This window comes from Arthrobacter sp. KUASC02, assembly GCF_059739395.1.
In genome coordinates this window covers 4101136-4114011 of the sequence record NZ_AP046053.1, presented here as the reverse complement: position 1 = coordinate 4114011, position 12876 = coordinate 4101136, and the positions used below count along the sequence as shown (strand labels likewise).

Here is a 12876-nt window from a genome sequence, read left to right as displayed (position 1 = left end):
GGGTGCCGCTCCCGCCGGGTCAGTCAATCTGGCGGAGGTTGCGGGTGGCTGGTCCTTCCAGCACCGTCCCGTCGCTGCTGAAGCGGGAGCCGTGCAAGGGGCAGTCCCAGGACTTCTCGCTGTCGTTCCAGCGCACGATGCCGCCCAGATGGGTGCAGACCGCGGACAGTGTGCAGCGGGCGCCGTCGACGGTGGATACGGCCACGGGCTTCCGGCCGCGGCGGGTCACCAGGCCTGCCCCTTCGGACGGCTGCTCGAGGGACTCATCCAGGCGCTTGAGTCCCACCTGACCCCAGTCTTTTGCCACGGTGGCCGCAACGGCAGCATTAAGGGAGACGGCGGAGGCTGCCCCGGCCGGGGACGTGACCCGGTGGTGGATGATGCTGGCCCAGGGGAGCCGCGAGCCGAGAATGTCGGCGGTGATGTCCAGCGCCGCGCCGACGGCGTTGGCCATGCCCCATTTGTTGTAACCGGTGGCGAAATAGACCCGGCCCTGCCCGCGCGGCAGCTTGCCGAAGAACGGCATCAGGTTGGTGGCCTGGTAGTCCTGCGCGGACCACGAGTGGGTGAGTCTGGCACCCGGGAACTGGGCCGTCGTCCATTCGACCAGGGTGTCGAGGTAGGCCTGTGCTGACCTGGCGCGGCCCACAGGGTGCCCGTTGCCACCGACCAGGAGGAGGCGGCGGCCGTCGCCGGGGTAGTCGCGCAGGGAACGGACCGGCTGCTCAACCGAAAGGAACATGCCGTCCGGGACGGCGGTTGTGCCCGGCAGTTCGAATGCCGCCGCATAGGACCGCAGGGCTTTGAGCTTGGCGAAATAGAGCCCGCGGTCCAGGACAGGTGTGCCGGTGGCGAGCACCACCTCCCGGGCGCGAACGGGGCCGTGGTCGGTCTGGACCACCGCCGGACCGGGCCCCGTCAGTCCACGGAGCCCGTTCAACCGCACGCCGGAGACGATCTGTCCGCCGTGCGAGCGGACGTCGTCCACGAGGGCATCGATGACCTCCAGGGGATGAATCTGGGCCTGTCCGGGAAGGCGGATGGCACCTTTGACCGCGAAAGGCAGTCCGGGATCGGTAACGTACTCGGCCTCAAGTCCGGCGGCCCGGGCAGCGGACAATTCGAGGCGGAGGGTTTCGGTTCCGTCCGTTGAGGTGGCATAGGTGTAGGCGTCGCGATGCTGGAACGGCACACCCCGCTCCGCCAGGTACCGCAGCAGCCACGCCTGGCCTTCGCGGTTCATCTCGACGTAGGCGCCCACGACCTTCTCTGAATACTGCTGGCGCAATGCCGAGAGCACCGTTCCCTGCAGCAGGGAGACCTTCGCTGTGGTGTTGCCGGTGGTGACGGCGCCCGGACTCCGGGCTTCGACAACCAGCACTTTCTTGCCGGACCGGGCCAACAGCAACGCGGTCACCAGTCCGGTCAGCCCGGCCCCTGCCACCACCGTGTCAACCGTGCTGCGGGGGTGGAACTGGTCGCTGCGGAAGGCGTGGTCACGGTCCAACCAAAGCGAGATCACAGTCCTGCCTGCCTTTCCCGGTCCTGCGAAGGCCCGTGCCGTTGCGCTGCCGGCGGGACTCCGAAGGGGTTCGTAAGTAGACTTATCATGTCATGAGCAGCTTGACCGGGGAACAGGAGCGGCACCATGAAATCATCCGAAGCCGCCAGGGCCCGATTCGGCTTGCGGAAGAACGTCCAGAAGTCATCACTTCTCGCCGGAGCGGCGGTATTTGTGCTGGGCGTGCTGGGGTTCATTCCGGGCGTCACCGCAAACTACGGCACGCTGGCGTTTGCCGGACACGGCTCGGAGGCAATGCTCCTTGGGGTCTTCCAGGTGTCCGTGCTCCACAACCTCATCCACTTGCTGTCAGGAGTGGCAGGCGTGCTGATGTCACGGCGTCCGCTGCCGGCCCGGAATTTCCTCATCGGCGCCGGGGTCACCTACATGGTCCTTTGGAGTGTGGGGCAGTTCCTGGCACTGGACTCGCCGGTGAACATCCTTCCCGTGAACAGCGCCGACAACTGGCTGCACCTTTTTCTGGGCATGGCGCTGATCGGGTTCGGGGTTGCGTTCTCCCGCGATGCGCCCGCAAGATTACGGGAATCCCGGGCGTAAGGCCGGCAAGTCCCGGCAGGGCCTACGCGGCGTGGAATGCCCCGATGGTCAGCAGTTCGATCGCCTCGTTGCCGCACGCGGTCCGGGGTTCGGCGAGGAACAGCGAGGCGGTCTCCTCCGGTGGATAGACCCGGTAACCTGCAGCCTGGGTGGGCGTGCAGTCGCTGTAGTTTCCTGCCTGCGTGTAGCGCATTTCGGCGGCTCCCGCCTGCCCCGGAGCGAGGAGGACGTCCGCAACGGGCGAGGACCCGTCCTGCCGGGCGGGGGCCCCTATCGGGGCGCCGTTGGCGTCCGCGGTGAGGGATACTCCCGGGAAGCCCCGCAGAAGGCATGCCTCGGTGCCGGAGTTGGTAAGGATGAGCTTGGAGTACACGCTGCCGGCCGCGCCGCCGCCGGCGGAATCCGAGGACACCGTCAGGTTTCCTGCCTTGCACCGTGACGGTCCCGCGGACGACGGCGGCGTCGCCGACGACGACGCCGGGGTGCTGGCCGCCTCGCTGCCGGCCGGGGTGGACGTGGCGGGAGCGGCGCTGGACGTGGAGGCGCCCGCGGAGGTTCCCTGGGGCTGCGGCTGGCTGGGCCCGCAAGCGGTGAGCAGGAAGGCGGCGGCCGCAACCGCCGTCGTGATGGCAAGTCCGTTCTTGAATGGCTGAGACCTCATGGGTCACACTTTATGCCCGCCGTTGCCTGAGTCAACGATGCCACGACCGCTGCCGCGGATTGATGCCCGGATTGTGATTTCCGGGCATCAATCCGGTGCGCTATTTTCGGGGTTCCGAAGAGGTTTCTGCGACGGCGGCCGCGGCGGGTTTCCGGCTCCGGCTGCGCATCAACGCCACCCCGCCCAGGGCGAGTCCGCCGACGCCTGCCACCAGGCCGGCCCAGCTGCGCGCCTGGGATCCGTCGTCCGTCACCGAGGAGGCCTGGGCGGTGCCTGCCGCTGTGTCCGTCTCCGCCGACGCATGGCTGCCGTGTCCGTCCGCGGCGGCGGCCGTGACGGTGAGCGAGGGCGCAGGCGCCTCGAGCGAGTGCGGGTCCTGGCCGTCCTTGGCGATCTCGGACCAGTCCGTCTGCCCCTGCTCACAGTTCTGCAGGGTGGGGAAATGGAGGGTCTTGCCGGCGGCGTCGGGAAGCTTGACCGAGAGCACCAGGGCGTCCCGCAGTTCGGGGTCCAGCGGAGCCTTGGCGGTGTAGACGATCTTGCTGGTCCGCTTGGTGATGGTGGCGCCGTCGGCCAGCTTTTTCGGTTCGGACAGCTGCTCCACCACTTTCTCAACGGCCCAGTTCGGATTCACCGTGGGCTGGGCGTCGTTGAGCTCTTCGGGCAGCGTGATGGTCACCTTGGTGGTGCCCGATTCATCGCAGCCGTGCGGAATCCCGAAGGTGAGCAGTGCGTAGGAATTGGCGTCGGTCTTGTCCGGCGTGACGCCGACGTGTGCGGAGGCGGCCGCGACTCCCGCCAGCATGAGGGCTGCGGTGCCGCCGGCCGCAGCCGTAACGGAGAGGGCGCGGCGGAAGGGCATGCGTGATGACTTTTTCAATGGGGGCCTTTCAGGGGTGCACGTCGCGCAAAAGGCGGTGCACAAAACGATTGATGGGGCGTCCGGGCGCCGGGCCGATACCGCCCTAGCGGGCGGATCAGCAGGCAGGGCGGAGCCAGGAAAAGAATGTCAGGAATGTGAAAGCACGACGACGGCGGGCGGGCCCCGCGGGCAGTCAGCCCTGAGGTTTCGCCAGGGGAGGGGAGCCGAATCGGCCGGCCGGCCGGCGGCGGCAGGTGCGGCGACGACGTCGGGCATGGCCGCTTCGGGAAGTTGAATGAGTGGCCGAAGCCAGGCTGCGAGCGACCACAGGGCAGCTTCGCTCTTGGCCAGCAGGAGGGCGCACGCGAGGGTGGCAAGGGCGTGTCCGCCGAGCATGAGGCCGGCGGCCCAGGCGGAATCGAACTGGTGCAGGTGGCCGGCGGTGCCGCCGGCGGCGTCCAGCCGGATGCCCGGCGGCCAGGCCGCGGAGTGGTGCCCCGGTGCGCCTGATAGTCCGGTGCCGGCGGGAGAGCTGAAGGCGCTGAACGCCTCGTGGAGGACAAGTTGCCCGGTCCCCAGCAGCGACGCCATCGCGGGGAAGTTCAGTTTGAGCCGGGTAGCCGCAGTGGCCGCCATGACGGTGAGGGCCAGCACGGCTGCCATGATGACCGGGGCGGGCAGTTCGCCACCGCCAAAAACGTGGGCCGAAGCTGCGAGGGTCACCATCGTCACGGCGACCATGGCCGCGCGGACGGAATGGAAAGGAGTCCGGGCGTTGTGAGTGCGCACGGAGTCCTCCCTCGGTTCGGTTCGTTGCCTGTAATTCTAGCGGGGAGAAGTGCTGGCCCGGTTAGTCCGTTTCGGGCCCGAACAATAGTGGCAGTCGTCCTCGCAGTGCGTGGTGCCGGAGGCGGGCTGCCGCGGGGCGTCCAAGGCTGGAGTGCTGCTCACCAAATTGTCCTGCAAAGTCACGATGGTCCCCGATGCCGTTTCTGAAGCCTGGTTGAATTCCGGTGCCGTCGACTGGTGGTCAGCGCCGACCTGATCCATCTAAGCGGCCGGCCGCGGACGCGCTCAATGGATGAAGTGCTGAGGCGGACGGGAGCGGATTGTGCACGCGCCCAGCAGCACTATCCCGCGCCGGGAGCCCGGCCTAGACTGCTGGCATACGCAGCCAACCTCCAGGAGGCAACCATGGACTATGCAGGTACGGGCAACGAGAAAGCCGTTGCGGCGGGAGAGCTTAACCGGACACACATCGGGCACACGGTCAGTTTCCAGCCGGACGAGTTCACGCTGGTGTTCGGCCGGATCGGGGCCATTGCGCGCAAAGAGGGCGGAGTAACCATCGCGCTCGACGGCGTTGAGGGTGCGGGAGGCCTGCAGTCCCATTACAGCCTGCCCCCGACGCAGACTGTCTACGTCCAGCCGGACATGCTCACGAATACGGAGTCCACCATCAAGGATCTGTTCGGCAAGGTCCAGGACAACCTGCGCGGACACAAGGGGGACCAGCGCCCGGACGCTCCGTAGCCGCCGGACGCCCCGTAACGGCCGGCGCCGCTCAGTCCGGGGTAGCGGGGCCCGCATCGGCGACGGCGGCGGGGAACGAGGTGCGGAGCGCCGCCAGCAACTGGCTGAAAACCTCGTCTTCGGTGCCCGTGCCGTCCACGCTCAGGAGGATTCCGCGTTCTGAGTACATCTCGGCCACCGGTTCGGTCTCCCGGTAGTACAGCTTCAGGCGGTGCCGGATGACTTCCTCGGTATCGTCACTGCGTCCGGTAACGGTGGCGCGTTGGAGGACCCGGCGGACCAGCTCGGCGTCGTCGGCCGTCAATTGCAGTGCGACGTCCAATGACTGCCCGGCGGCGGTAAGCATCGTGTCCAGTTCAGCCAACTGGGCCGTATTGCGGGGATATCCGTCCAGCAGGAAGCCGTTCCGCACGTCGTCCTGGTCAAGGCGGTCCCGCACCATGCGGTTTGTCAGGCTGTCGGGGACCAGATCGCCGCCGTCCAGGTGCTCCTTGACCTCTTGACCAAGCGGCGTCAGGTTTTTCACATGTTCCCGGAAGACATCACCGGTGGACACTCCGGGAATGCCGAGGTGCCGGGACAAGCGGTCCGCCTGCGTACCTTTTCCGCAGCCCGGAGGACCAATTATCAGCATTCGCAACATTGAGCCCGCTCCCTGGTGCCGTCGAAAGGTGTCCCACTATGGTGTCCGCACGGTGGCGGCAGCACAAGGGTCGGACGCGGCAGCAAGCGGCCGCATAAGGGGCCGCGGCGGGGCGCGCCGCCTGTTCCGTGTCCCAATTGTGAGCAAATCTTTCGGCGATCCTGCGCCGGGCGGACGTTTGCATGGGTAGCTTCGGTACACCACTAGATGGAAGGTGTACCGAAATGACGATCACTGACTACTTCTCAGGCGTAGCCATCATGCTTGGATCCCTGCTAGCCGCTGCGGGGCTATCCGCCGGGATCATCCGCGCCAGGTCCCACCACTAGGCGAGCCTCCCTGTCCGTCGCCATCGGGCGGGAGGCATCTGCCGGGGGCAATCCAGGCAAAGCAAAGGCCCCGGGTTTTCATCGAAGAAAACCCGGGGCCCTGCTACTTGGCGGTGACGGTGGGATTTGAACCCACGTTGGCTTTGACACCAAACAACATTTCGAGTGTTGCACCTTCGGCCGCTCGGACACGTCACCAACCTGAATAGGTTACCGGAGCAAGGCGCCCTTCCCCAAAACGAGGGCGCGCCGGGCAGCCAACGTCTTCCCCGCGCCCGCGCCGGGGACTAGATTCGTAAGCAAGATGATCAACTCCCAGCAGCACCCACAAGCGGACTCCCAGGCCCGCGCCTATTGGACCGTCGGCCATGAAAAAGGCGAGCTCCGCGCTGAGGACCTGCCCGCGCCGGGCCCCGGTGAAGCCCTTGTCCGTGCCCTATATTCGGGAATCAGCAAAGGCACCGAAACAGTGGTCCACTGCGGCCACGTGCCGCCACGGGTCGCCGAAAACATGCGGGCGCCGCTTCAGGAGGGCTCCTTCCCGTCGCCGGTGAAGTTCGGCTACCTCTCCGTGGGAATCGTGGAAGCCGGCCCCGACGAATGGGTGGGCCGCACGGTGTTCTGCCTGCACCCGCACCAGGACCGCTACGTTGTTCCAGTCGAGTCCCTGACCGTGGTCCCGGAGAATGTTCCGGCCCGCCGCGCCGTGCTCACCGGAACTGTGGAAACCGCCGTCAACGCCCTCTGGGAAGCCGGACCTCGCCTGGGCGACCGTGTCGCCGTCGTTGGCGCGGGCCTGGTGGGCGGCATGGTGGCCACGCTGCTGCGGACGTTCCCGCTGCAACGGCTCCAGCTCATCGACGTCGATCCCGGGAAGCGCGCTTTCGCCGACGCCCTCGGCGTCGAATTCAGCCACCCCGACGACGCCCTGGACGACTGCGACATCGTCATCCACTGTTCAGCATCCCAGGAAGGGCTCGAACGGAGCCTGCAGCTGGTGGGCGACGAAGGGGACGTCATCGAGATGTCCTGGTACGCCGACCGCAAAGTCACCATCCCGCTGGGGGAGGACTTCCACGCCCGCCGGCTTTCCATCCGCGCCAGCCAGGTGGGCGTGGTGGCCCGCGCCCGCCGCCACCGACGTACCAACGCGGACCGCCTCGCGCTCGCCGTGTCCCTGCTCAGCGATCCCGTCTACGACACGTTCCTGACGGGGACGTCCCCCTTTGCGGAACTTCCAGCCGTCGTCCACGAACTGGCCGACGGGCGCCTGGACGCGCTCTGCCACGTCATCGAATACCCGGCCGAAAACCCTGCCGAACATCCCGACAAAGACACGAGGTAGCCCTTGTTCAGCCTGACCGTCCGCCGCCACTTCATGATTGCCCACAGCCTTCCCCGCGCGGTCTTCGGACCCGCCCAGGGCCTGCACGGTGCCACCTTCGTGGCGGAGGTGACCTTCCGCCGTCGGGCGCTGAACGACGACTCAATCGTCCTGGACATCGGTGCGGCCGGCGGGCTCATTGAAGAAGTGCTGGCCGGCCTGAACTACAGGAACCTGGACGAGCACCCTGACTTTGCCGGGAAGCTGAGCACCACCGAGGCGCTGGCGCAGTACATTGCCGAGGCCGTCGCAGCCAAAGTCCGTGGCGGCGGGGACGGGCGGGAACTGGCCGGCCTGGCCGTCACCCTGCGCGAGAACCCGGATGCCTGGGCGTCGTTCTCCCTCGACTTCGACGCCTGACCGTGCGCCGCGTACGGCTGCTTGTTCCCGGCAATATCCGCCACAGCTCCGGCGGCAACGTCTACAACGCGCACCTGGTTGACGGCCTGAAGGCACTCGGGGAGGACGTGGAGGTCACCGCGGTTGAAGGCGCGTGGCCCGATGCCAGTGCGCATGAACGACGCCGTCTGGGGAGCCTGCTCGGGGCATGGGGACCGGGGGACCGTCCCGGGCCAGTCGTAGTGGACGGACTAATAGCCGTAGGTGTCGCCGACGAACTGGAGTTCGCGGCAAAGGCCGGGCGGCAGACCTGGATCCTGGTGCACATGCCGTTGCCGGATACCTCATTGGCCGCTTCGCTAAGGAGGGAGGCACGAGCACTTCGCTCCGCAACCGGGGTGATCTGCACGAGTTCCACGGCGGCGACCACGCTCGCGGCGCGCGGCCTGGAGGGCGTCCTGGTAGCGCTGCCCGGCACGTCCGCGGCTGCGCTTGCCTCCGGATCTGACCCGCTCCACCTGGTAGCAGTTGCAGCCCTGCTCCCGAACAAGGACCAGCTCCTGCTCCTGGAGGCGCTCGCCGGGATCAGGGACCTGCCCTGGACCGCGTCCCTGGTGGGATCCGTTTCGGCCGATCCCACCTATGCGGAGGCTGTCCGGGGCGCCATCATCAGACTGGGGCTCACTGACCGGGTCTCGGTCCGTGGGGAGCTCAGCGGGCAGACCCTCGACGCGGAGTGGGACCGGGCGGATCTCAGCCTGCTCATGTCACAGGCGGAGGCGTACGGGATGGTGGTCACCGAATCCCTGGCCCGCGGGATCCCGGCAGTGGTCCGGGACGGCACCGGCGCTGTCGAAGCGCTCGCGGCGGGGTCGCCCGGCGGATCGGAAGCTCCCGACGCCGGCGGCCCGCCCGCCCTGCCGGGCGCCGCCGTCGTGCTCGGCACGGACCCCGCCCCGCTGGAATCTGCCCTGCGCACCTGGCTGACGAATCCCGGGCTTCGCTCCCGCTGGCATGACGCGGCGCTGGCTGCGCGGACACGGCTGCCGGGCTGGGACGTCACGGCCAGGACCGTACTGGACGCCATTGCCTCAAAGGCACCCGGAAATTGAATCGTCCCTCCTCATTCCGTTGACGCACCGGCTGATGGACAATGGCCGCTATGACCAGCGAGCCGCTCACTGTCGAGACTCCGCCTGCACGGACGCTCACCGCGGAACGCCTCCGCGCCTGGGCCTGGCACCGGCAAGGACTCGACGGCAGCCTCGCCGGCGAGAGCCCTGCAGGGGTGCTGGCCAGGGCCGGCTGGGCACGTTCCCTGGGCGGCGCCAACCCCTACCTCACGTTGTTCGCCCGTGCCGGAATCCGCCGCGAACAGGTTGATGCCGACGTCCTGGCGCTGCGGATCTCCGAACTCCCCAGCGCCCGCGGGTGCACTTACATCCTGGGCGCCGAGGACTTCGCCTGGGCGTTGCAGCTGGGCAAGGTGTCCGCCGAGGTCTTCAAAGTGCTTGGCAGGCTGGGGGTGGACCGCGCTGAACTCATGCTGCTCGAGGAGCAGGTGCTGCATGCCCTGGCCGAGGCTGGCCGTCCGCTGGATCCCAAGCAGCTCAAGGACGAACTGGGTGATTCCGTCCGGAGCCTGGGCGAGGAAGGGAAGAGGCAGGGTCTATCCACCACCCTCCCCACCGCCCTTGGCCTGCTCCAGCGCGACGGCCGGATCCGCCGCGTCCCCGCCAACGGACGCCTCGACCAGCAGCGCTACGCCTACACTCTCTGGGACCTGCCGCCCAGCCCGTTGGACATCGATTCCGCCCGCACTGAGCTGATCCGCAAGTACCTGGGCTGGACCGGCGGCGCCACGCTCAAGCAGTCGCAGTGGTTCTCCGGGTTCACGGTCGCCCAGAGCAAAGCGGCGCTGGCCGCCGTCGGCGCAGTGGAACTGCCCGCCGTTCACCCTGCCGCCAGGGGCGAAGCGCTGTGGATGCTGCCCGACGACGTCGAGCGCCTCGCCGCTTTCGAGGTCCCGGCGGAGGAACAGATCCAGCTCCTCGCCGGGACGGACTCGCTCGTCATGCAGCGGCGGAACGCCGGGGAATTGTTCGCGGGCGGCGACGGGGATGCGGAACTGCTCGGCGCAACCCTGGCGCAGCAGGCAGACCTGCCGGACCACCCGATCCTGGACCGCGGCCGGATCATCGGGCTCTGGCAGTACGATCCCGCGGGGCAGCGGATCGCCCACTGGCTGTTCGCCGGCCCCACGCCCGGCGTGCTGCAGCGGATCGAGGACGTGGAGTCCTGGATCCGCGCGGACCTGGGTGATTTCCGGGCCTTCAGCCTCGACTCGCCGGCGTCGCGGCAGGAGCGGATTGACGCCCTGGACGCGGCAAATGCCGGCTAGCTGACCTGCCGGTGTCCGGCGAAGAAATCCCGGAGCAGGGTGGCGCACTCCTGCTCGCGGACTCCGGCGTATACCTCAACCCAGTGGTTGAGGCGGCGTTCGCGAAGGATGTCGAACACGGATCCCGCAGCCCCTGCCTTCTCGTCCCATGCCCCGAACACCACCCGTGGAATCCGGGCCAGGACGATCGCGCCGGCGCACATGGCACAGGGCTCCAGGGTCACTACGAGGGTACAGTCCGCCAGCCGCCAGCCGTCGCCTCCGCCGCCGGTTGCCTGTCCCAGCGACTGGAGCCGGGCGGCTGCCTCGCGGATAGCCACCATCTCGGCGTGCGCGGTGGGATCACCGTGCGCCTCCCGTTCGTTCCTCCCTGTACCCAGGACTTCGCCGTCAGGACCGATCACGACGGCGCCGATGGGCACGTCTTCGGTGCCCAGCGCGCGCCGTGCCTCGGCGAGGGCAAGGCCCATCCATTGGGCATGGCGCGGCTCCGGGGAAGTCATGGCTCAATGATAGTTTCGAAGATACGGCAGGCGCAGACGACGGATAAGCTCGGGAGACGCAGTGAAAACCTTGACTGACCGCATTACCGACCGGTGGGGGCGGTGGGTTGTGCCGTACGCAGCCCTCTGGATCACCATGCTGATTGGCGGCGTGATCGTGGTGGCGCTGGCAGTGATGGGCGCGGAAGTTTACGACAACGTGGTGGACGACGCTGGCCTGGCCAACCTGGACAAGCCTGCGCTGGCGCTCTCTGAGGACCTCCGGACCCCTTGGCTCAATTCCGCCGTCACGGCCTTCACCAATATCGGCGGCGGGATCGGGATGCCGATCGTCGGCAGCATCCTGACTGCGTGGCTGACGTGGGCGGGGCGCACCTGGCGGCCCCTCATCCTGGTGGGCGGCGCCGCCGCTGTTTCGGTCTCCGCGACCACCTTTGGCAAGAAACTCTTTGGCCGCACCCGGCCGGACCATGCAGACGCTGTTCCGCCCTATGAATCCTCGCCCTCGTTCCCCAGCGGGCACACACTCAACACCACTGTCGTGATCGGACTGGTGGTCTATCTGGCCTGCCTGCAGATCCAGCGGACCGTGGCGCGGGTGTCCATCATCACGGCTGGTTCGATCTTCATCATTGCCATGGGTCTGAGCCGGGTATTCCTCGGCCATCACTGGCTGACCGACGTCATCGCCGGGTGGCTCCTGGGCCTCGCCTGGGTGGGAATCGTGATCCTAGCCCACAGGCTCTTCCACGTGATGCGGCACCGCGAGCATGCCGGGCCCGCCCCGACGTTCGACCACCCGGTGCTTCGGGAGGAACTTGGCGCCCACCGCAGCGCCCACCACGGCGAGGGCCATCCGGAGGAGCCCCATGGATCGCGGGGCCGGGACACCACCTCCGGGTGATAGTTTTGACGCATGCGCACACTCGTCGTGGACCACCCGCTGGTCGCTCACAAGCTCACCGTTCTGCGGGACAAGAACACCCCTTCTCCGGTCTTCCGGCAGCTCACCGAGGAACTCGTCACCCTTCTCGCCTATGAGGCAACCCGGGACGTCCGCACCGAGCCCGTGACCATCGAAACGCCCGTCAGCACCACCGTCGGCACCGCGTTCACCAAGCCCACGCCCCTGGTGGTCCCCATCCTCCGCGCCGGCCTCGGCATGCTCGAGGGCATGACCAAGCTTGTGCCCACGGCCGAGGTCGGTTTCCTGGGCATGGCCCGTGACGAGGAAACCCTGGACATCATCACGTATGCGGAGCGCCTGCCGGAGAACCTGACGGACCGGCAGATCTTTGTCCTGGACCCCATGCTCGCCACTGGCGGTACATTGCGCGAAGCCATCAAGTTCCTCTTCAAGCGCGGCGCCTCCGACGTCACGTGCATCTGCCTGCTGGCAGCGCCCGAGGGCCTGGCCAAGCTGGAGGAAGAACTCGCGGACGCGAACGTGACCATCGTCCTGGCATCCATTGACGAGAAACTCAACGAAAAGTCCTACATCGTGCCCGGACTCGGGGACGCAGGCGACCGCCTCTACGGCATCGCCGGCTAACGGCAGAGCTGGTTCTTCACTACGTGGGTGCGGGCCGGGGGCGGCGTTCCGAAACGCAGCCCCCGGCCCGCACCCACGTTCTCGCGAAGCGATTGCCCCCTTCCGGTTTTCGGCGGCCGCAGCTAGCCTGTGGCCCATGGACTGGAAACTTGAACTGGTGTTTGTCCCTGTGTCCGATGTGGACCGGGCCAAGGATTTTTACGTCAACAAGGTGGGCTTCAATGCTGACTACGACGAGCGGCCCACGGAAGGCATCCGCTTCGTCCAGCTGACCCCGCCGGGATCGGCCTGTTCCATCGCCATTGGCGAGGGCCTGAACGATGCCCCTCCCGGCAGCGCCCCGAGCCTGCAGGTCGTGGTCAGTGACATTCAGGCCGCGCACAAGCAGCTCAAGGACAATGGCGTCGACGTCAGCGACATCGACGTCCAGGACTGGGGCCACTTCGTGTACTTCGCGGACCCGGACGGCAACAAGTGGGCGGTGCAGTACCTCCCCCAAAGGCCGAACGGCTAAGTCACAAAATCCTTCGCCTCCCCGGCGTGGGGCAGG

15 protein-coding genes and 1 tRNA gene are annotated in these 12876 nt (G+C 67.6%); 9 read left to right on the top strand and 7 right to left on the bottom strand.

Translation table 11 applies throughout. The features are described 5' to 3' along the window. Positions 1–19 precede the first annotated feature (19 nt). The gene (locus tag AC6JAC_RS18880; RefSeq protein WP_497966054.1) at positions 20–1522 is read right to left on the bottom strand and encodes an FAD-dependent oxidoreductase; all 1503 of its coding nucleotides are present in this window, start codon (positions 1520–1522) and stop codon (positions 20–22) included. 126 nt (positions 1523–1648) lie between these two features. On the opposite strand from AC6JAC_RS18880, the gene AC6JAC_RS18875 reads away from it, so the two are divergent. After that, positions 1649–2119, top strand: a complete 471-nt coding sequence (locus tag AC6JAC_RS18875; RefSeq protein WP_028271091.1) for a DUF4383 domain-containing protein — start codon at positions 1649–1651, stop codon at positions 2117–2119. A gap of 22 nt (positions 2120–2141) precedes the next feature. Here the strand turns inward: AC6JAC_RS18875 and AC6JAC_RS18870 are convergent, their stop codons facing one another. From AC6JAC_RS18870 to AC6JAC_RS18860, 3 genes are all read right to left on the bottom strand, one after another. Next, positions 2142–2780 (bottom strand): DUF4232 domain-containing protein, encoded by a 639-nt coding sequence (locus AC6JAC_RS18870; RefSeq protein WP_497966052.1) that lies wholly within the window; start codon positions 2778–2780, stop codon positions 2142–2144. Positions 2781–2880: 100 nt separating this feature from the next. After that, a complete protein-coding gene (locus tag AC6JAC_RS18865) occupies positions 2881–3642 on the bottom strand; it encodes a YcnI family copper-binding membrane protein (RefSeq protein WP_497966050.1) in 762 nt (253 codons plus the stop codon). Positions 3643–3789: 147 nt separating this feature from the next. Further along, on the bottom strand, positions 3790–4431 hold the full coding sequence (locus AC6JAC_RS18860; RefSeq protein WP_497966048.1) for a hypothetical protein: 642 nt from the start codon (positions 4429–4431) through the stop codon (positions 3790–3792). A gap of 405 nt (positions 4432–4836) precedes the next feature. Between AC6JAC_RS18860 and AC6JAC_RS18855 the strand changes: the two genes are divergently transcribed. Next, entirely contained in the window at positions 4837–5175 is a 339-nt protein-coding gene (locus AC6JAC_RS18855) for a hypothetical protein (RefSeq protein ID WP_028271086.1), read from the top strand. Positions 5176–5206: 31 nt separating this feature from the next. On the opposite strand, the gene AC6JAC_RS18850 is transcribed toward AC6JAC_RS18855, so the two are convergent. Both AC6JAC_RS18850 and AC6JAC_RS18845 read right to left on the bottom strand, forming a co-directional pair. Next, a complete protein-coding gene (locus AC6JAC_RS18850; protein WP_347899907.1) occupies positions 5207–5818 on the bottom strand; it encodes an adenylate kinase in 612 nt (203 codons plus the stop codon). A 437-nt stretch (positions 5819–6255) separates the two neighbouring features. Beyond that, positions 6256–6345, bottom strand: a tRNA-Ser gene (locus AC6JAC_RS18845). A 106-nt stretch (positions 6346–6451) separates the two neighbouring features. Between AC6JAC_RS18845 and AC6JAC_RS18840 the strand changes: the two genes are divergently transcribed. The 4 genes from AC6JAC_RS18840 to AC6JAC_RS18825 are packed head-to-tail and all read left to right on the top strand — an operon-like array spanning position 6452 to position 10271. Further along, entirely contained in the window at positions 6452–7492 is a 1041-nt protein-coding gene (locus tag AC6JAC_RS18840) for a zinc-dependent alcohol dehydrogenase (protein WP_497966045.1), read from the top strand. A 3-nt stretch (positions 7493–7495) separates the two neighbouring features. After that, a complete protein-coding gene (locus AC6JAC_RS18835; protein ID WP_497966043.1) occupies positions 7496–7891 on the top strand; it encodes a 6-pyruvoyl trahydropterin synthase family protein in 396 nt (131 codons plus the stop codon). 2 nt (positions 7892–7893) lie between these two features. Next, a complete protein-coding gene (locus tag AC6JAC_RS18830) occupies positions 7894–8982 on the top strand; it encodes a glycosyltransferase family 4 protein (RefSeq protein WP_497966041.1) in 1089 nt (362 codons plus the stop codon). A 50-nt stretch (positions 8983–9032) separates the two neighbouring features. Next, positions 9033–10271 (top strand): DNA glycosylase AlkZ-like family protein, encoded by a 1239-nt coding sequence (locus AC6JAC_RS18825; RefSeq protein ID WP_497966039.1) that lies wholly within the window; start codon positions 9033–9035, stop codon positions 10269–10271. Here the strand turns inward: AC6JAC_RS18825 and tadA are convergent. After that, positions 10268–10774, bottom strand: coding sequence for a tRNA adenosine(34) deaminase TadA (tadA, locus tag AC6JAC_RS18820; RefSeq protein ID WP_347899912.1), 507 nt, complete (start codon positions 10772–10774; stop codon positions 10268–10270). The genes AC6JAC_RS18825 and tadA overlap by 4 nt on opposite strands. 136 nt (positions 10775–10910) lie before the next feature. Here tadA and AC6JAC_RS18815 point away from each other — a divergent pair, with 136 nt between their 5' ends. The 3 genes from AC6JAC_RS18815 to AC6JAC_RS18805 all read left to right on the top strand — a co-directional run bounded on the left by AC6JAC_RS18815 (position 10911) and on the right by AC6JAC_RS18805 (position 12840). After that, positions 10911–11678, top strand: a complete 768-nt coding sequence (locus AC6JAC_RS18815; RefSeq protein ID WP_497966869.1) for a phosphatase PAP2 family protein — start codon at positions 10911–10913, stop codon at positions 11676–11678. Between the two features lie 12 nt (positions 11679–11690). Next, positions 11691–12326 carry a uracil phosphoribosyltransferase gene (gene upp / locus AC6JAC_RS18810; protein ID WP_028271079.1) on the top strand — a complete coding sequence of 212 codons (636 nt, stop codon included), beginning with the start codon at positions 11691–11693 and terminating at the stop codon, positions 12324–12326. Positions 12327–12462: 136 nt separating this feature from the next. Next, positions 12463–12840, top strand: coding sequence for a glyoxalase superfamily protein (locus AC6JAC_RS18805; RefSeq protein ID WP_347899913.1), 378 nt, complete (start codon positions 12463–12465; stop codon positions 12838–12840). The last annotated feature ends 36 nt before the right edge of the window (positions 12841–12876 follow it).

What these genes read in the sequence shown, in the direction of transcription:
- tadA (WP_347899912.1), bottom strand. Translation starts at nt 10,774, where the DNA reads ATGACTTCCCCGGAGCCGCGCCATGCCCAATGGATGGGCCTTGCCCTC.
- AC6JAC_RS18850 (WP_347899907.1), bottom strand. Translation starts at nt 5,818, where the DNA reads ATGTTGCGAATGCTGATAATTGGTCCTCCGGGCTGCGGAAAAGGTACG.
- AC6JAC_RS18855 (WP_028271086.1), top strand. Translation starts at nt 4,837, where the DNA reads ATGGACTATGCAGGTACGGGCAACGAGAAAGCCGTTGCGGCGGGAGAG.
- AC6JAC_RS18865 (WP_497966050.1), bottom strand. Translation starts at nt 3,642, where the DNA reads ATGCCCTTCCGCCGCGCCCTCTCCGTTACGGCTGCGGCCGGCGGCACC.
- upp (WP_028271079.1), top strand. Translation starts at nt 11,691, where the DNA reads ATGCGCACACTCGTCGTGGACCACCCGCTGGTCGCTCACAAGCTCACC.
- AC6JAC_RS18825 (WP_497966039.1), top strand. Translation starts at nt 9,033, where the DNA reads ATGACCAGCGAGCCGCTCACTGTCGAGACTCCGCCTGCACGGACGCTC.
- AC6JAC_RS18815 (WP_497966869.1), top strand. Translation starts at nt 10,911, where the DNA reads ATGCTGATTGGCGGCGTGATCGTGGTGGCGCTGGCAGTGATGGGCGCG.
- AC6JAC_RS18805 (WP_347899913.1), top strand. Translation starts at nt 12,463, where the DNA reads ATGGACTGGAAACTTGAACTGGTGTTTGTCCCTGTGTCCGATGTGGAC.
- AC6JAC_RS18870 (WP_497966052.1), bottom strand. Translation starts at nt 2,780, where the DNA reads ATGAGGTCTCAGCCATTCAAGAACGGACTTGCCATCACGACGGCGGTT.
- AC6JAC_RS18840 (WP_497966045.1), top strand. Translation starts at nt 6,452, where the DNA reads ATGATCAACTCCCAGCAGCACCCACAAGCGGACTCCCAGGCCCGCGCC.
- AC6JAC_RS18875 (WP_028271091.1), top strand. Translation starts at nt 1,649, where the DNA reads ATGAAATCATCCGAAGCCGCCAGGGCCCGATTCGGCTTGCGGAAGAAC.